Below are 16927 nucleotides of genomic sequence, written 5' to 3' on the forward strand. Positions count from 1 at the left end.
TGTCTGCGTCGGCGCGCCTTGCCAGAACCGCTCCGCTTCGCTTCGCTCCATTTTTCGGGGCTTCTCCTGAGAACGAACATGGCCGACACCCCCTTCCACCTCTTCGGCATCCGCCATCACGGCCCCGGCTGTGCCCGCAGCCTGCTGCGCGCGCTCGAAGCACTGCAGCCGGATTGCCTGCTCGTCGAAGGCCCGCCCGACGGTGAAGAGATGCTGCCGCTGTTGGGCGACCCCGGCCTCGTGCCGCCGGTGGCCCTGCTGATATACAACCCGGAAGATTCGCGCGAAGCCGCCTTCTATCCCTTCGCTGCGTTCTCGCCCGAGTGGAACGCGTTGCATTTTGCGCAGGCCAAAGGGATTCCCGCGCGCTTCATCGATCTGCCGATGACGCATCAGTTCGCGCTGTCGCGGCCGCCTGAAGAGGCTGAGGCAGCCCCCGATGATGCGCAGGCGCAGGCGCTGGAGTCTGGAGCGGAGACGGTTGCGGCTGAGGAAGCGGGCACGGAAGTCGATGAAGGCTACGCCGGCGACCCGCTCGACTGGCTGGGCCGCGCAGCCGGATACGGCGATGGCGAGTCCTGGTGGAATCACATGGTCGAGGAGCGTGGCGACAGCCTGGAGCTGTTTGCGGCGATTCGCGAAGCCATGACCACGGTACGCAACGAAGCGTCCGCACGCCCACAGAGCGAGAAAGCACAGCATCGCGAAGCCTTGCGCGAAGCGCACATGCGCAAATGCCTGCGCCAGGCGCAGAAGGAAGGCTTCCAGCGCATCGCCGTGGTGTGTGGCGCCTGGCACGTGCCGGCGCTGGCCGAGATGCCTGCCGCCAAGGCCGACAACGAATTGCTCAAGGCTTTGCCCAAGACCAAGGTCGCCGCTACCTGGGTGCCCTGGTCCTATCGCAATCTCAGCTTTGCGAGCGGTTATGGCGCAGGTGTGATGTCGCCGGGCTGGTACGAGCATCTGTGGAACGCGCCGGCCGAACAGCGCGCCACCTCGTGGCTGGCACGCGCGGCCGCGCTGTTCCGCGACGAGGGGCTGGATTGCTCCTCGGCCCACATCATCGAGGCCGTGCGTCTGGCCGATGCGCTGGCGGCGCTGCGCGAGCGCCCGCAGCCGGGGCTCGATGAATTGAGTGAGGCCCTGCGCACCACGGTGTGCATGGGTGACGATGCGCCCATGCAGCTCATCGCGCAGCGCCTCATCGTTGGCGAGCGCCTTGGCAGCACGCCTGAGAACGCGCCGGCCGTGCCGCTGCAGCGCGACCTCGCGCAACAGCAGAAGAGCCTGCGCCTCAAGCCAGAAGCTACACAGAAAACGCTGGACCTCGACCTGCGCCAGCCCAACGATCTGGCGCGCAGCCACCTGCTGCATCGCCTCGCGCTACTGGGTATCCAGTGGGGCAGCGTTACGCAGGCCGGGCGCAGCGCCAAGGGCAGCTTTCACGAAGTGTGGCACCTGAGCTGGGAGCCCGAGCTTGCCATCGCCGTGATCAACGCCAGCCGCTGGGGCAACACGGTGGAAGAGGCAGCCAGCGCACGTGCCATCGACAAGGCGCGCAGCGCTGAGGCGCTGCCTGAACTCTCGGAGCTGGTGAACCAGGTGCTGCTGGCCGACCTGCAATCGGCTATCGCGCCGGTCACGCAGGCGCTGGAAGATCTCGCCGCCGTATCGAGCGACGTGCTGCAGCTGCTGGCCGCCATACCGCCGCTGGCCAATGTGGCGCGTTACGGCAATGTGCGGCAGACCGATGCCGGCATGGTCGCGCATCTGCTCGCCAGCCTTGTGCCGCGCGCTGCCATCGGATTGCCCGGTGCTTGCGCTTCGCTCGACGATGAGGCGGCGGCGAGCATGCGTGATGCCATCGTGGCGACGCAGCAGGCCCTGCGGCTGATGGGTGATGCCGATCTGCAGCAGGACTGGCAGCTGGCGCTCAAGCGCCTGGCCACGCTGGGCAGTTGTCATGGTCTGGTGTGTGGCCTCGCAGCGCGACTGCTGTTCGACGATCAGCAGGAAGACATCGAAGCGACTGCGCAGCGCATGAGCCAGGCACTGTCAGCGGGCAATGACCCGGGCCCGGCTGCGGCCTGGCTGGAGGGCTTCCTCAACCGCAGCGGCATGGTGCTGCTGCATGACGATCAGCTGTGGGCACTCGTCGATGACTGGTTGAGTGGTCTCAGCGGCGATCATTTCCTGCGCGAGCTGCCGCTGCTGCGTCGCGCCTTTGCGGCTTTCAACGTGCCCGAGCGTCGCCAGCTGGGTGAACGTGCTGGCCGCCCGACCGGTGTGGTTGCGGCAAAGCCTGTTGCGGCGGATTGGGACATGCCGCGCGCCGAGCGCGCCCTGCCGCTGTTGCGGCAATTGCTGGGAGTGGCCGAATGAGCGAGCTGAACGACGTGCAAGCACAGGAAGTGGAAGCACAGCAGAACGCCGCGCCCGCTGATCGCCTGCGCCGCTGGCGCCTCGTGCTGGGCGAACCGGCCCAAGAGGCCTGTGGCGCGGCCGGGGCGCTGACGGGTGACGATGTGCGCATCGACCAGGCCCTCACCGCGCTCTACGATGCCGACGGCCCCGGCGGGCTGCGCGGTGGCAGTGGTGCCTCGTCGCCGCGCGTGGCGCGCTGGCTCGGCGACATCCGCCAGTACTTCCCGGCCTCGGTGGTGCAGGTCATGCAGAAGGATGCCTTCGAGCGGCTGGACCTCAAGAGCATGCTGTTCCAGCCCGAAATGCTCGACGCGGTGCAGCCCGACGTGCACCTCGTGGCGAGCCTGATGTCCTTGCGCGGCATCATCCCTGCCAAGACCCGCGACACCGCGCGACTGGTGGTGCGCAAGGTCGTCGATGCGCTGATGAAAAAGCTCGAAGAACCGATGCGCAGCGCCGTGACCGGCGCACTCAACCGCGCTGAGCGCAACCGCCGCCCGCGTCATGCCGAGATCGACTGGAACCGCACCATCCGCGCCAACCTGCGCCACTGGCAGGAGAGCTATCGCAGCATCATCCCCGAGACCCTGATCGGCTACGGCCGCAAGGCGCGCCGCACGCAGCGAGAGGTGATCCTGTGCATCGACCAGAGCGGCTCGATGGCCGCGTCCGTCGTCTACTCCAGCATTTTCGGCGCGGTGATGGCCTCGCTGCCGGCGGTGAAGACGCACATGGTGGTGTTCGACACGGCGGTGGTGGACCTCACCGAGCAACTGAGCGATCCGGTCGAAGTGCTGTTCGGCGTGCAGCTTGGTGGCGGTACCGACATCAATCGCGCTGTGGGTTATTGCCAGGGCCTGGTGCGCGATCCGCGCAACACCATCATGGTGCTGATCTCCGACCTCTACGAAGGCGGCGTCGAGAAGAACCTGCTGCAGCGCGCCAGCGAACTGGTGCAGTCCGGCGTGCAGCTGATCACCCTGCTGGCGCTCAGCGATGAAGGCGCGCCGTCCTACGACCACCAGCTGGCCGCCAAGCTCGCGGCGCTGGGCGTGCCCTCCTTTGCCTGCTCGCCCGACCAGTTTCCGGCGCTGATGGCGGCGGCGATCAGGCGTGAAGACGTCAGCCTGTGGGCGGCGAAGGAAGGCATCGTCACGGCGCGCGCCGAGCGCTGAACAAGGCGCGCACGCAGCCGTACAGCACCAGGCCATTGAGCGCATGCCAGCCCCAGTGCGTGCCGATGGGCCAGGCGTCGCACAGTGCGTTGTCGAGGCTGCGCAGAGTCAGCGATAGCGGGAACACGCAGGCGGCGACGCGCAGCCAGCGCAGACCGGGCTGACGCAGACTTAAGACGATGAGCAGCGCGCCGGGTAGCAGGTAGCCCTCGGAACCGTTGAGGCCCAGACTGCCGATGGCGGCCACGAGACGATCCACGACGATGAAGGCAGCCAGCCCCAGTGCGGCGAGGCGCGCGGAAAAGCCTTCAACGCGGCGCTGGTACTGATACAGCCAGGCGAGGATGAACAGGGTGATGCTGCCGACATCCAGCACCGCGCTCCACACCGTGCCGAAGAAGTGGAACAGGCCGCTGCAGAGGCCGATGAGGGCGACGAGCGCGGCGAAGCGGCGCTGGCACTTTGGCGCGGCGCTGTTCTCCGCCTGCTGCCACAACAGCCCAGCGGCGATGAGGAAGCACAGATTGCTGAGCGCGTTGACCGGCTCGGCCCACAGCCCGGGGTCGGTGCGTTCGCAGTAGTTGTCGATGTGGTCGAGCAGGCTCATGGAATGGAAATGTGCTTTTTTTCGCCTTTGCGCACGGCTGCGCAATGCGGAGCGTCAGCAAAGAGGGAGCATGGACACCAACTGCAGGGCGGGCTTCAGCCCGCCGACAAGCTCAGGCAGAGGCATTTGCCGGTTTGTGACGGGGGATTGTGCGGTTAAAACCGTACCTGCGGATCTGCCTTTGCATGCGATGCCAGATTTCCTGCAAACCCCTGAGTTTCGCCGGAGCAATGCGCGAAGGCGGGAATCCACCGCCTCGCCGCCGGCGAGCAGGAGCCGGTGCTTCAGTAGACCTCGGGCACGAACATCTCGGCCGGAATCGGCATGCGATAGTAATCAGGATTGCGCACGCGTTCGGGCAGGGTGATGCCGGGGCGTTCGACTTCCTGGTAAGGCATCTGCGAGAGCAGGTGGGCGATGGCGTTGAGGCGCGCCTTCTTCTTGTCGACCGCCTGCACCACCCACCAGGGTGCTTCGGGGATGTGGGTGCGCTCCAGCATGATCTCCTTGGCGCGCGTGTAGTCCTCCCAGCGGCGGCGCGACTCAAGGTCCATTGGCGAGAGCTTCCACTGCTTGAGCGGGTCGTGAATGCGGCCGAGGAAGCGCAGGTGCTGCTCGTCGTCGGTGATCGAGAACCAGTACTTGATGAGCTGGATGCCGGAGCGCACAAGCATCTTTTCGAACTCGGGTACCGAGCGGAAGAACTCTTCGTACTCCTCGTCGTTGCAGAAGCCCATGACGCGCTCGACGCCCGCACGGTTGTACCAGCTGCGGTCGAACAGCACGATCTCTCCACCGGCCGGCAGATGCGAGATGTAACGCTGGAAGTACCACTGCGTGCGCTCGCGGTCGTTCGGTGCCGGCAGCGCGGCAACGCGGCAGACGCGCGGGTTGAGACGCTGCGTGATGCGCTTGATGACGCCGCCTTTCCCGGCCGCGTCGCGACCTTCGAAGAGGATCACAACCTTGTGTTTCGTCTCCACGACCCAGTCCTGCAGCTTCACCAGCTCGCCCTGCAAGCGGAACAGCTCCTGGAAGTAGCGCCGGCGTGCGTCGCGATCGGCCTCGCTGCGCATGCGCGGCAGGCCCTCGGCATCGAGGTCCTCGTGGCTGCGGTCCTCGATTTCCATTTCCAGCTCTTCGTCGTAGCTGTCGATGAGTTCGGCGTGGATGCGGCGCATCAGCGCGTCCTGCTCGGTGCGTTGCGGGTCGAAGATGGGGTCGTTCATGGCGGGTGTTCCGGCGGCAACAAGGGATGGTGACGGTGAACCTGCCGCATGCGTGTGACGCGGCTGTGACAGCCGTGCTGTGGCATGCTCGCCCCATGCTGCTTTTCTACGCCGATCACTTCGTGCTGCCCCTGCCGCCGGGGCATCGCTTCCCGATGGACAAGTACCGTCGGCTACGTGAGCGTTTGCTGGCAAGCGGGGAGTTCGCTGCGGCAGACTTCCGCGAACCGCCAGCCGCCAGCGACGAGCAGCTGATGCGCGCGCATGACGCGGCCTACATTGCCCGTGTTGCGGCGGGCGAACTCAGTGCGGCCGAACAGCGGCGTATCGGCTTCCCCTGGACGCCGGCGATGGTCGAGCGCTCGCGCCGCTCGGCCGGCGCCACCATCGAGGCGGCGCGCTCTGCCCTGCGCGGCGGCAGGGTCGGCGTGAACCTTGCGGGTGGTACGCACCACGCGTACCGCGACTTCGGCAGCGGCTTCTGCGTCTTCAACGATTCAGCCGTCGCAGCGCGCGCCATGCAGGCCGAAGAAGGTGTGGGGCAGGTCGCCATCATCGACTGCGATGTACACCAGGGCGACGGCACGGCGGCGATCCTCGCAGGTGACGCGAGCATCTTCACCTTCAGCATGCACGGCGCGAAAAACTTTCCGGCCCACAAGCAGATCAGCGATCTGGATACCGAGTTGCCGGATGACTGCGACGACAAGGCCTACCTCGATGCCTTGCAGCGCGGGCTCGACGAAGTGTTCCGCCGCGTGCGGCCAGAACTCGTGCACTACCTTGCCGGGGCTGACCCCTTTGCGGGAGATCGTCTGGGCCGACTGGCAGTCAGCAAGGCGGGTCTGCTGGCGCGCGACCGCTTGGTGTTGCAGTGCTGCCAGGCCGAAGGCATACCGGTCAGCGTGGCCATGGCAGGTGGGTACGCCGACGACATTGATGACATTGTCGATATTCATGTGGCGACTGTCCGTACCGCTGCAGCGTTTGCGCGCGACGGCTAGCAGATTCACGTGCATCGGCCTGCCTTGCTGCAGGACCGTGCAGGCGACAAACCACTGCTCATCTCCGAAGGCATGCAGCGCATGGCGAAGCAGTACGGACGCTCGCGCAATCAGCGACCGCGCCCGCCTTCCGGGCGATCCGGTCGGCGCTCGTTGTCGTTACGCATCGGGCGCATGCCACCTTCCTGGCGCGGCGGTTCCTGCGGTGCAGGGCGGGCGGCAGGTGCTGGCACCGGGTCGTTGCGGATCTGCGGCTGCTGCATGCGCGGCACGCGGTCTTCAACGGGGGGTGTCGGTGTGGCGATGCTGGGCAGGCGGCGCTCGAACTGCGGCTTTTCTGGCGTGCGTTCGGGCATGGCCGGTGCGGCGGGCGGGGCTATAGGTGCGGTGGCGGGCGCACGCACTTCACCAGCATTGCCGTCGCGCTGGCGGCGGAAGTCGCGCTCACGGTCGCGCTCCCTGTCTCTATCCCGATCTCGCTCACGGTTCTGGTCGCGTTCCCTTTCACGCTCCGCACGTTCCCGTTCGCGTTGTGCCGAGTCATCGTTAGGCACGATTTCCGGTTGGCGCATGCGCGGCACGCGGTCTTCGCCAGACTGCGGTGGCGTGGCATTGCCGTCGCGGCGACCACCGAAGACGGGTGCATTGCGTTCGCGGTTGTCGGGCATGGCGTCGCGTGCGGGACGGTTGCCAGCGTCGACGTCGCGCTGGCGACGCATGTCGCGCATGACGGGGTTGTCGCGTTGCTCCACACGTTGCTCGAAGCGGGGCTCGGCACGTTCGGGGGCGCGCGCGTCGGGGCGCCCATCGCGACGGTCATCGCGGCGCTCGTCACGGCGGCTGTCGCGGTCGTTACGATCCTCGCGGCGTGCGGCAGCATCGCGCATGGGGCGTACCACGGGTGGCTCGAAGACCCGGCTGGGCGGTGCAACGGTGACGCGTTCGGGCGAACGGCGCCACTCTTCGCGCGGCGCATCGACGGGGCGGCCCTGGGCCACGGGCATGCGGCTGAAGTCATGCTGGCCCCAGCGGCGGTCATCGGCACGGTGCGGGCGGCCACGCGCGAAGTCTTCGGCGGGCATCACGGCCACGGCATGCGGCACACGCTGGTTCACGTACTGCACCGGACGGTCGCCGCGTACGCTGACATGCACATTGACGCGTTCAACATAGCGACGGTTGCGCGTGTAGGCCGGCTGGTAGGGCTCGTTGGGGCCCAGCGCGAACCAGGCTACGCCGGGCAGGCCGATCGACAGGGAGACACCGACGCGCACATTGCTGTGGCTGCTGCCGACAAAGGCGACGAGGGCCGGGGCATAGACGGCGCGGCGCACGCGCGGGCCGGGCACCCAGCACCAGCGGCTGTCCAGCCAGGCCCAGCGACCGTAGTGGAAGGGCGCGAAGCCCCAGGGCGCGTCGTCGATCCAGGTCCAGCCCCAGGGGGCGATCCATTCCCAGCGGCCGTACTGGTAGGGCGCCCAGTTGGCGATGCGAACACGCGGCGTCCACACCGCGCCGTAGCCTTCGACCTCCCGCCAGTCGCCGTTGGCGTCGAGGTCTTCGTAACCGGTCATGCTGCGCGAGACGTAGCGTGCGCTCTCGGCGGCATCTTCACGCGCGTCGCGGGCGGCGGCCCAGCGCTCGAACTCGTCACGCGGGGCGACGCCACCGTTCTCCAGCGGGAACAGATCCTGACCGTCGACGCGCAGACGCTGGCCGGCGTCGAGCCGCATGCGCTGGCGCGAGGCGTCACTGCCGTAGGCCGTGCCGCCACCACGGCGCACGCTGACGGTGGTCATGTTGCGGTCTGCGTCGACATCGAAGCGGTACTCGCCGTTTTCGCGCACGCTGAACGAGAGGTTGGGTGTGGCGATCTCGATGGCGTCGTCGTCCTCCAGCTCGCGCACGCGAATCGTGAAGCTGCCCTGCGTGATCTTGACGGCGAGGTCTTCGTCGCCGAGATCAATGACTTCCATGGCTGTCGAGCCGGCCAGGCGCAGGGCGGTGGCGCCAACGTGAAGTTCAGCGCGGCCGCCCTCCTCGACCCACAGCCGGTCGCCCGCCGTCAGTGGGCGGTTGAGGCTGGCGGCAACCCAGTCCTGCGTTCCGGCAGCCGAAAAGCTGGCCTTGCCGGTCAGGTAGTTGAGTCGGGCGACCCGCTCCGGCGGGCTGTTCTCTTCATCGGCGGCGAGGGCGCCGCCGGCCGCCAGGCCCAGCAGCATGATGCCCAGTAAGTGCTTGAAATGCCGTGCCAATCGGGCGATATGCCACATGGTGGAAGTCTCCTGTCCCGGCAAGTGCCGGTCCGGTGAACAACGCATGAGCAGCCGGCGGGTTGGCGGCGAGCTTGTAACAGTTCGTAAGCCTTTGCCCAGACGGGCAGTCGCCGGAACCGGCACAACAGAAGCCGGGCACTCTGCCGTAAACAGTTGAATATGCGACCGGAATGGCCTTCAATGCACGGTAGATGCACATCGAAGGCTCGGTCGCGGGAGTAAGGGAGCCGCGTAACGGCCGCTGTTTTTCGACTTGTGGGGGTGGAATGGCAGTTGGCAGTCCGCACGGATTCCGCAATGCGTTCCGCGTGGCCGTACTGGGTGCCACGACAGCCATCGCACTGGTTGCGGGCTTGTGCGCTTACGCCCTCTACGAGAGCCACAAACGCTACTGTGAAAATGCGGAACATGTGGCGCTCAGCCTCTCGCAGAGCCTCGAAACCTTTCTTGTCAGCCACTTCCAGAGTATCGATCTGGCCCTCCAGAGTGCCGGGAGGGAATTCACCCGCCTGCACGCCCAGGGACGATTCAGCGAAGCCGAGTTCAGCCGCTACCTGATCAGTCTGCGGGAGCGCCTGCCGTTTGCTGTCTCAGTGCGTGGCGCCGATCATGAAGGCATGGTGGTCTATGGCGAGCAGATCGACAGGGCGAGGCTGGTGTCCCAGCACGACCGGGAGTTTTTCCAGCGCGCACGCGACACCGGCAAACTGACATTCGGTGTGCCGGTCATCTCACGCTTGACGGGCGAAGAGCTGTTTCCCATTGTCATGCCGCTGCGCAATCCCGACGGCAGCTTTGCCGGGACGGCTAACGTCAATACATCCACCCGGCGCATGCAGGAGGTGTTCTCCAGCGTGCGTCTGGGCGAGCACGGCAACGTAAGCCTGCTCGACAGGGACCGGCGTCTTCTTGTGCGTTATCCGCGTCTTGAGAAAGTACGCATCGGCACCGTCGTACCCGCGTCTTCCGCGACCAGTGAGGCGGCTTTCTCTGGCGGCGCGAAGCTGGCGGTTTTCAGCTCGCGCAACAGGCTCGACAACTTCCAGCGCATCAACGTACTCCGCCGCGTCGGTGACTACCCGATTTTCGTGATAGTCGGTCTGGCGGAGGAGGACTTCCTGGCGCCCTGGCGAACCGAGGTGCTAGTGGTGTCCGTGGTCTTCAGCGTGTTCTGTTTGTTGACGCTGATGTTCTGCTTCAACATCCGTCGTCGCTGGCGCGCCGAAGTCGCGTTGCAAGCCATGCATGCCAGTCGCGCCGTGCATGAGAATCTGCGCACCTTGCTGGCCGCCATCCCGGATTCCATCTTCGAGGTCGGGCGTCATGGTCAGGAGATTGCTCTGGCCAATGAGCGGGCGGTAAACATCCTTCCACCTGATATTGATCCGCAGGGCAAGCACCTGAAGGACCTGTTGTCGCCCGAAGCCATGAAGGTCGTGCTGGCCGCGATTGATCAGGCAAGTGTGCGTGGCGTGCCCGTCAGCACGCAGATCATGGTGCCTCACAAGGACGGGCCGCACTGGTACGAGCTTTCCATCGCCAGCAAGGATCGCGACAACGCAAACAGCCGCTTGATCGTTGTGTCGCGCGACATCACCGAGCGCAAACAGGTCCAGGCGCAGATCGAGCAGCTGGCTTTCTCGGATCTGCTGACGATGCTGCCCAACCGCCGCCTGTTCATGGACCGGCTGCGCCAGAGCATGGCCAGCAGTCAGCGCAGTGGATGTCACGGCGCTGTGCTGTTCCTCGACCTTGATCACTTCAAGACCGTGAACGACACCCTCGGGCATCAGTACGGCGACGAGTTGCTTGTGCAGGTGGCCAGTCGCCTGCGGCACATTGTGCGTGAGGAAGATACGGTCGCCCGCCTCGGTGGTGACGAGTTCGTCGTCATACTCGAGCAGCTGTCCGCCTCCCACGAAGAAGCGAGCTCGCAAGCGATGGTTGTGGGCGAGAAGATTGTCAGCAAGCTCGCGGGTGACTACGACTTGCGGGGGCGTCACTACACCAACACGGTCAGTGTGGGTGTCACACTGTTCCTGGGCCACGAGCTGACGGTAGAGGACCTGCTCAAGCGCGCCGACACTTCGATGTACCAGGCCAAGAATGCCGGCCGCAATGATGTGCGCTTCTTCGACCCTGCTACGCAGGCCAGCATCGAACAGCGCAGTGCGCTGGAGGCCGAGCTTCGTCACGCCGCTGTCCACCAGGAATTCGTGCTGCACTACCAGCCACAGCTTGATGCCCAAGGGCACTGTGTGGGCGCCGAGGCGTTGATCCGCTGGCATCATCCGAAACGCGGCATCGTTCCGCCGATGGAGTTCATCCCGGTGGCAGAAGAGTCCGGCCTCATCCTGCTGATCGGGCATTGGGTCATTGCCGAGGCCTGCCGTCGCCTGCAGGCCTGGGCGACGGACCCCACGCTGTCGCAGCTGAAGATTGCCGTTAACGTCAGCGCACGCCAGTTCGCTCACCCCAACTTCGTGCGTGAAGTCGAGGACCTCATCGCCTACTTCAATGCCAACCCCGAGCGACTGGTCATCGAAGTCACAGAGAGCATGCTGGTCAGTGGTGAAGACTGTGTCATTGCGCGCATGAACGAATTGCGTGACATGGGCATCGGCTTCGCGCTCGACGACTTTGGTACCGGCTACTCGTCCCTGGCCTATCTCAAGCGCATGCCGTTGTCCGAGATAAAGATCGACCGTTCATTCACTGACGACATCCTGACCGACCCCTATGACAGCGCGATCTGCAACGCCATCCTCGCCATCAGTCGCACCATGGACTTGCGCGTCGTTGCCGAAGGTATAGAAACCCTTGAGCAATGGAACAGCCTGCGCGATGCGGGCTGCCACTTTGCGCAGGGCTACTACTTTGCGCGCCCGATGCCCGAAGCGGATTTCGTGGCCTGGCTGATGATGCGCAACGCCAGGACTGATCACCCGTAGCAGCGCAGGCCCGGCGTAACAAGGCTACTTTGCCGCAGCAGGGGATGCGGGAAAGCGTGCCAGGGTAGCCAGCAACACGACCTCGGCGCTGCTGCCACTGACGTCGCATTCGTAGTGCAGCGGCTCCTGCGCCCACTGATCCTTGAGAAAGCTGCGGATCATGATGGCGCCCTGGTACTTCTCGCCGCGCACCTCGTCGACGATGTTCGTCAGCGCATTGAGAATGGCCTTGGTACAGGCGCCTTCGCGACCGAAGCGGCGGATGCTGGCATCTTCACCGAATGTGTCGGGGCCGAAAGTATCGGTGTGGGCCGGCACATTGTCTTCGCCAAAGTGCAGCGGCACGTTGCCGATGATTTTCTTGCCAGCCTCCGACTCCAGGATCGGTGCCAAGGGCAACAGCAGCACGTTGGGTGCAAGAGGACGGTTGCGCAGCTTCGCCTGATACTCGGGGCTTTCGCGCTGGGCTTTGAGCTGGGCTTCGTACTCACGACTGCGGGCAAAGCGGGAGGACAGGGCGACGTCGGATCCGCGGAAACCCGGCTTGCAGACGAAAGAGTCCGGATCGGGCGAAGGTACGCGCTTGTACTGGCCCTGGATGTCGATGATGTGGTCGTAATTGCGGATCTTTGCGTCGCGCAGGATCGCGTTGAGCGCGTAGGAGAAAGCCACCAGACAGGTCTCGCGATCGTTCCTGAACCCGCGATCCCAGTCGCTGCGTGAGTAAAGCTCCGGTTTGGCAACTTCGCCGAGCTCAGCAGTGGCCTTGTTGTTGCCCCAGACCAGCTTGACGTCAGGTGTCAGGTCGAGCTTGATCTTCGGGGCGCGCAGCGCTTCTTCGAACTTGATGTAGACCAGACCGTCATCGTCGGCAGCGATGGCCTGACCGATCAGGAAGCTGCATGCAAGCAGCAAGGCGGTAAAGCGGTTGCGCATGTCATGTATCCGCAAGTGTTGTGGCGGGTGAAATTCTACCTGTGCCTTATGCATCAGGCTATAAATGGCGTTCTGTTGAGAACGTGAATTGCTGCGCGGTGCTGGCGTACAAGGCGTCGACGCACTTTACGCTAACGAAATCCGGCACCTGGAAATATGTCACGCGACTTTCCGGCAAGCGTCTGATTGCACGCCTTTCACAACGCTGCGCGAAAAGCGATGGAGCACTTCTTGCTGGAAAACGCTATCGCGAACATGCATTGACAGCAGGTCTCGCTGTCAGAACGCAGTGTCCGTTCATTCAGGAAGAATCAATGAAGCGCATCAAGAAACTCATGTTACTGGCAGCCCTGTTGCTCGCAGGCACGGCGCAGGCTACCTATCTGCCTGTTGGTGTGCAGACCAATGTGTCGGTCAGCACGGTCAATGGCTGGGGCTGGACGCAGTGCTACAGCGACAGCGGCAACGTGGTCGCCAGTCTGTCCAGCATTCTCGGCAGCTGCAGCGGCAACTACCTCATGCTTGCCGACATCGTGCCGGGCAGCAACAGCTTCAGCGTGCTGGCCGCTGCGGCACGCGCCGATGTGCTGTTCGACACTGGCGTGCAGTCCGGCTACGGCTCCGATGTGACGCACACCGCCAATGGCGCCGAGTGGTACTTCAGCAACAACTGGTCGTGGGGATTTGCCGAGCTGGGCGCCAAGGTCGAGCTGTATTCCTGCGACATCAATTTGTACTACTCCAGCAGCAAAGGTTCCTGCTGGCACACCAACAGCGCCATGCTGACCTATGGCTGGGGTTACAACGACGGCAGCTTCCACTACGGCGGCACCCGCGTGATCCTGATGGCCGACAGCATCGACGGTAATGTGCCCGAGCCGGGTACGCTGGCACTTGTCGCTTTGGGAGTGCTGGCCGTGGCGGGTGTGCGTTCGCGCAAGCCGGTCTGAGCTGACGGCATCGCAAAAGAAACGGCCGCCTTTGAGGCGGCCGTTTTCATTTCTGCCTGGTTCAGGCGGTGTAGAAGTAGCGCACCGCGTGGAAGAATACCGGTGCCGAGAAGCACACCGAGTCGAGGCGGTCGAGCATGCCGCCGTGTCCTTCGATCATCTGGCCCCAGTCCTTGACGCCGCGGTCGCGCTTGATTGCCGACATGACGAGTCCACCGACGAAACCCATCAGCGTGATCAGCAGGGCCATGGCCGCCGCCGCTGGCGGGCTGAAGGGCGTGATCCACCACAGCGAGGCGCCCAGTGCGGTGGCGCTGGCGATGCCACCGATGAAGCCTTCAACGGTCTTGGATGGCGACACGTTCGGCGCGATCTTGTGGCGGCCGAACAGCTTGCCCCATACGTACTGCAGCACGTCGCTCGACTGCACGACAAGAATGAGGAACACGATCAGCAGCAGGTTGCGATCCTCAAACCCCTCAATGCGCAATGCCAGCAAGGCCGGTACGTGCGAGATGGCATAGACGCAGATCATCAAGCCCCATTGCGTCTGCGTTGCGCGCGCCAGGAAGTGGGTCGTGTCATGCCCCAGGCAGGCCAGAAAGGGCATCAGCAGGAAGGCATACACCGGCACGAAGATCGAGAACATGCCGTACCAGTCGTGCCACACGAACCAGTACTGCAGCGGCAGGAAGACGAAGAAGCAGGCCAGCAGCGCGAGATGATCGCCACGCCGCGTGTGTGTGAGGGTCAGGAATTCGCGCAACGCGAAAAAGGACACCAGGCCGAACAGCACCACCACGCCGGTGCGCCCTCCCAGCAGCGCCAGCCCGATCACGGCCACCATGACCCACCAGGCATTGATGCGCGCATTGAGGTTGGCGACGACGGCGTTGTCTCCGCCCAGCCGCCAGCGCAGCAGCCACCCCACCACGCTGGCAAACAGCAGCACGGCGCCTATGCCCATGAACAGCGTGAGGGTGGGTACGCGCGCCGCTTCGGGCACGTTGCTGGAGATCGAAGGCAGGCTGCTGGCAAGGCTCATGGTCAGGCTCGCAAATCGAGAATGGTCTGGCGCGCGCGTTCCAGGAAGGCGGCTTTGGTTTCGTCCTCGCCCAGTGCAACCGGAGCGCCGAAGGTGAGGATGCACACCAGCGGCACGGGCAGCAGCTCGCCCTTGGGCATCACGCGGTTGAGGTTTTCCATGCGCACAGGCACCAATGCCAGTGTCGGGTTGGCTTGCGCAAGGTGGTAGAGGCCGCTCTTGAAGGGCAGCATCTCGTCGGTCTGCGAGCGCGTGCCTTCGGGGAAGAAGATCAGCGAGTCACCCGCATCGAGTGCGGCCTGCAGGGGGGCGAGCGGATTGTCACCCGCGTCCTTGCGATTGCGCTCGACGAGCACGCCACGGAACACGCGGTGAATCAGGTAACGCCGCAACGGCGTGGCATTCCAGTAGTCGGCACCCGCGACGGGGCGCGTGCGGTAGCGCAGCGCGGGCGGCAGCAAGCCCCACAGCAGCAGGAAGTCGAGATGGCTGGAGTGGTTGGCGAAGTACAGGCGCTGCTGCGGCTCGGGGCGGCAGCCTACCCAGTTGGCATAGGCGCCGGTGAGCAGGCGGGCGAGGAGGATGAGGAAGCGTCCGGCGAGTCGGTCAAGCATGGCGGGCGAAGAGTCCGGCGGCGACGAAAAGGAATTCCAGCAAGACGATCAGTGCCAGCCGCGACACCATCTTGCGCGTGGCAGCGGCACGTTGTTCAAGACCCCGCGAGTCCGTGCCATCGCGCAGGCCCAGGCGCTTGAGCGCCAGATCGAAGTTTGCCAGTGCAGCGCCGTCGTCGCGCGCGATCAGTTCGAACGCGGCGATGTCAAAGCGCATGCGCAGACTCTGCCAGGCCAGTGCAAAGCCTGCGGTCAGCGCCAGTCCGTGAAGTAGCAGTGCGACGCTGTCGCCGTGCATGGCTGCTTCCAGCGCCGCGAGCCCGGCCAACAGGCACAGCAACCAGCCGAATCCAGCCAGTCCGCGCGCACTGCGCAGGAAGGCGGCCGTCAGCGCGGCGAGTTGCTGGTCGGGCGTCATGGCTGTGCCTCCAGCGTGGCAAGTGCGGCCAGCGCCGCCGCCGACAGAACGACCTGCGGTCGTGCGGCGCGCACGCGTGCGAGCGCTTGCTCCAGCGTGTGCTGGCGATGGCGAATCAGCCAGGCGACCACGGCCGCCGCGCTGCGCGACATCCCCAGCGCACAGCACACCCACACCGGCCCCTGCTGGCGTGTCGTGTCGATGGCTTGCGCCACATGCGCCAGTGACTCGGCATCAGGCGGTAGCAGATCGAGCTGCGGATGCGATGCATGGGCAGCCACTGCCGCGCGAAAAGGCAGCTCGGCACACAGGTCGATGACGGTCTGCACGCCATGTGCCTGCAAGTGAGCGGCATCGGGTTGCCGACCGAGGAAGACGCCCTCGTCGACGACCGTGCCAACAGGCAGCTTGCGCGTCCACAACCAGGCATTGAGGCGCGCAGCGAGCAGGTAGGGGCCCAAGGCCATCCAGCTACGCCAGGGCATGCGCTTGCCCTGCTTGCCGAAGTGCGCCGGCTCACCCGCGAGGTAGATGGCGCCGACCAGCGCCAGTGCGGCAGCGAGCCAGTAGAACAGCCAGGCCGTCACGGCAGGGAACAGCATCGCGCCTGCAGCGGCGGCCAGCAGTGCGCCCGCGCCATACAGCACGCCCAACCGCAAACGCTGCGGCTGATCGCCGAGCCAACGCCAGCGTGCGGCCTGGTCGGGCACCAGCAGCAGGCACAGCGCACCGGCCCACAAGCCGGTCAGCAAATCGATGCTGTGATGCTGCCAGGTGGTCAGCACCGACACGCCGATCAGCGCGAACCAGACATGCGACAACCAGCGCCAGGCGCGCTGCCCGGCCAGATCGCTGTAGTGGCGCCACAGCACGACGAGCAGGCAGATGTGCAGCGAGGGTGCCTGGTTGTAGGGCAGATCGAAGCCGGCAAGTGCGTCGAACAGCGCACCGAAGAGTCCGTCGCTATGCGGCCGTTCGAACGTGAAGCGTAGCGGCCACAGCAGGAAGCCGCTGATGCAGATCACCTGTGCAGCCAGCAGACGCTTGCCGAGGCGGAACAGCTCGGCCTTGCTGCGCGAGGCGAACAGGGCGATGCCGTAGAGGAAATCGATGGACCAGTAGGGCACGATGGTCCAGGCGAGGAAGGGGATGTGGCGCTCCCACGCCAGCACGTAGGCCCCGACGTCACTGCGCTGCGCGGTGAAGCTGTTGACCGTGTTGTAGCTGCTGAAGAACAACACACCCAGCGCCAGGCCCCAGATGCAGGCCCAGCCCCAGGGTCGTTGCAAACGACCCGC

The 16927-nt window shown here is 65.1% G+C and carries 12 protein-coding genes and 1 pseudogene; 5 read left to right on the forward strand and 8 right to left on the reverse strand.

What is annotated here, in order from left to right:
* Window positions 1-78: 78 nt before the first annotated feature.
* Complete coding sequence (locus tag ABEA02_RS11670; RefSeq protein WP_345533131.1) at window positions 79-2382, forward strand: DUF5682 family protein; 2304 nt, start codon at window positions 79-81, stop codon at window positions 2380-2382.
* On the forward strand, window positions 2379-3599 hold the full coding sequence (locus ABEA02_RS11675; protein WP_345533132.1) for a VWA domain-containing protein: 1221 nt from the start codon (window positions 2379-2381) through the stop codon (window positions 3597-3599). The genes ABEA02_RS11670 and ABEA02_RS11675 overlap by 4 nt, the downstream gene beginning before the upstream one ends.
* On the opposite strand, the gene ABEA02_RS11680 is transcribed toward ABEA02_RS11675, so the two are convergent.
* Together ABEA02_RS11680 and ppk2 are read right to left on the reverse strand one after the other, a co-directional pair.
* The gene (locus ABEA02_RS11680; protein ID WP_345533133.1) at window positions 3577-4206 is read right to left on the reverse strand and encodes a hypothetical protein; all 630 of its coding nucleotides are present in this window, start codon (window positions 4204-4206) and stop codon (window positions 3577-3579) included. The genes ABEA02_RS11675 and ABEA02_RS11680 overlap by 23 nt on opposite strands.
* A 284-nt stretch (window positions 4207-4490) precedes the next feature.
* The gene (ppk2, locus tag ABEA02_RS11685) at window positions 4491-5435 is read right to left on the reverse strand and encodes a polyphosphate kinase 2 (RefSeq protein WP_345533134.1); all 945 of its coding nucleotides are present in this window, start codon (window positions 5433-5435) and stop codon (window positions 4491-4493) included.
* Between the two features lie 95 nt (window positions 5436-5530).
* Between ppk2 and ABEA02_RS11690 the strand changes: the two genes are divergently transcribed.
* Window positions 5531-6439 (forward strand): histone deacetylase family protein, encoded by a 909-nt coding sequence (locus ABEA02_RS11690; protein ID WP_345533637.1) that lies wholly within the window; start codon window positions 5531-5533, stop codon window positions 6437-6439.
* 110 nt (window positions 6440-6549) lie between these two features.
* On the opposite strand, the gene ABEA02_RS11695 is transcribed toward ABEA02_RS11690, so the two are convergent.
* The gene (locus tag ABEA02_RS11695; RefSeq protein ID WP_345533135.1) at window positions 6550-8712 is read right to left on the reverse strand and encodes a DUF6600 domain-containing protein; all 2163 of its coding nucleotides are present in this window, start codon (window positions 8710-8712) and stop codon (window positions 6550-6552) included.
* Window positions 8713-8981: 269 nt separating this feature from the next.
* On the opposite strand from ABEA02_RS11695, the gene ABEA02_RS11700 reads away from it, so the two are divergent.
* A complete protein-coding gene (locus ABEA02_RS11700; protein WP_345533136.1) occupies window positions 8982-11666 on the forward strand; it encodes a bifunctional diguanylate cyclase/phosphodiesterase in 2685 nt (894 codons plus the stop codon).
* A gap of 24 nt (window positions 11667-11690) precedes the next feature.
* On the opposite strand, the gene ABEA02_RS11705 is transcribed toward ABEA02_RS11700, so the two are convergent.
* Complete coding sequence (locus tag ABEA02_RS11705; RefSeq protein ID WP_345533137.1) at window positions 11691-12602, reverse strand: hypothetical protein; 912 nt, start codon at window positions 12600-12602, stop codon at window positions 11691-11693.
* Between the two features lie 314 nt (window positions 12603-12916).
* Between ABEA02_RS11705 and ABEA02_RS11710 the strand changes: the two genes are divergently transcribed.
* The gene (locus ABEA02_RS11710; RefSeq protein WP_345533138.1) at window positions 12917-13552 is read left to right on the forward strand and encodes a PEP-CTERM sorting domain-containing protein; all 636 of its coding nucleotides are present in this window, start codon (window positions 12917-12919) and stop codon (window positions 13550-13552) included.
* Between the two features lie 61 nt (window positions 13553-13613).
* Here ABEA02_RS11710 and ABEA02_RS11715 read toward each other — a convergent pair whose 3' ends face one another.
* From ABEA02_RS11715 to ABEA02_RS11730, 4 genes and pseudogenes are all read right to left on the reverse strand, one after another.
* Window positions 13614-14597 (reverse strand): phosphatidate cytidylyltransferase, encoded by a 984-nt coding sequence (locus ABEA02_RS11715; protein ID WP_345533139.1) that lies wholly within the window; start codon window positions 14595-14597, stop codon window positions 13614-13616.
* 218 nt (window positions 14598-14815) lie between these two features.
* Window positions 14816-15211 (reverse strand): annotated as a pseudogene (locus ABEA02_RS20175) (lysophospholipid acyltransferase family protein); the annotation flags it as partial.
* Entirely contained in the window at window positions 15204-15629 is a 426-nt protein-coding gene (locus ABEA02_RS11725; RefSeq protein WP_345533141.1) for a hypothetical protein, read from the reverse strand. The pseudogene ABEA02_RS20175 and the gene ABEA02_RS11725, both read right to left, overlap by 8 nt.
* On the reverse strand, window positions 15626-16918 hold the full coding sequence (locus ABEA02_RS11730; protein ID WP_345533142.1) for a phosphatase PAP2/dual specificity phosphatase family protein: 1293 nt from the start codon (window positions 16916-16918) through the stop codon (window positions 15626-15628). The genes ABEA02_RS11725 and ABEA02_RS11730 overlap by 4 nt, the downstream gene beginning before the upstream one ends.
* Window positions 16919-16927: the final 9 nt, after the last annotated feature.

It is taken from the genome of Viridibacterium curvum (genome assembly GCF_039544165.1).
GTDB classification, from domain to species: domain Bacteria; phylum Pseudomonadota; class Gammaproteobacteria; order Burkholderiales; family Rhodocyclaceae; genus Viridibacterium; species Viridibacterium curvum.

Bases quoted from the DNA above. Each gene is read 5' to 3' on its own strand.
- ABEA02_RS11725 (WP_345533141.1), bottom strand. From the start codon at position 15,629: ATGACGCCCGACCAGCAACTCGCCGCGCTGACGGCCGCCTTCCTGCGC.
- ppk2 (WP_345533134.1), bottom strand. From the start codon at position 5,435: ATGAACGACCCCATCTTCGACCCGCAACGCACCGAGCAGGACGCGCTG.
- ABEA02_RS11680 (WP_345533133.1), bottom strand. From the start codon at position 4,206: ATGAGCCTGCTCGACCACATCGACAACTACTGCGAACGCACCGACCCC.
- ABEA02_RS11670 (WP_345533131.1), top strand. From the start codon at position 79: ATGGCCGACACCCCCTTCCACCTCTTCGGCATCCGCCATCACGGCCCC.
- ABEA02_RS11715 (WP_345533139.1), bottom strand. From the start codon at position 14,597: ATGAGCCTTGCCAGCAGCCTGCCTTCGATCTCCAGCAACGTGCCCGAA.
- ABEA02_RS11710 (WP_345533138.1), top strand. From the start codon at position 12,917: ATGAAGCGCATCAAGAAACTCATGTTACTGGCAGCCCTGTTGCTCGCA.
- ABEA02_RS11690 (WP_345533637.1), top strand. From the start codon at position 5,531: ATGCTGCTTTTCTACGCCGATCACTTCGTGCTGCCCCTGCCGCCGGGG.
- ABEA02_RS11705 (WP_345533137.1), bottom strand. From the start codon at position 12,602: ATGCGCAACCGCTTTACCGCCTTGCTGCTTGCATGCAGCTTCCTGATC.
- ABEA02_RS11700 (WP_345533136.1), top strand. From the start codon at position 8,982: ATGGCAGTTGGCAGTCCGCACGGATTCCGCAATGCGTTCCGCGTGGCC.
- ABEA02_RS11695 (WP_345533135.1), bottom strand. From the start codon at position 8,712: ATGTGGCATATCGCCCGATTGGCACGGCATTTCAAGCACTTACTGGGC.
- ABEA02_RS11675 (WP_345533132.1), top strand. From the start codon at position 2,379: ATGAGCGAGCTGAACGACGTGCAAGCACAGGAAGTGGAAGCACAGCAG.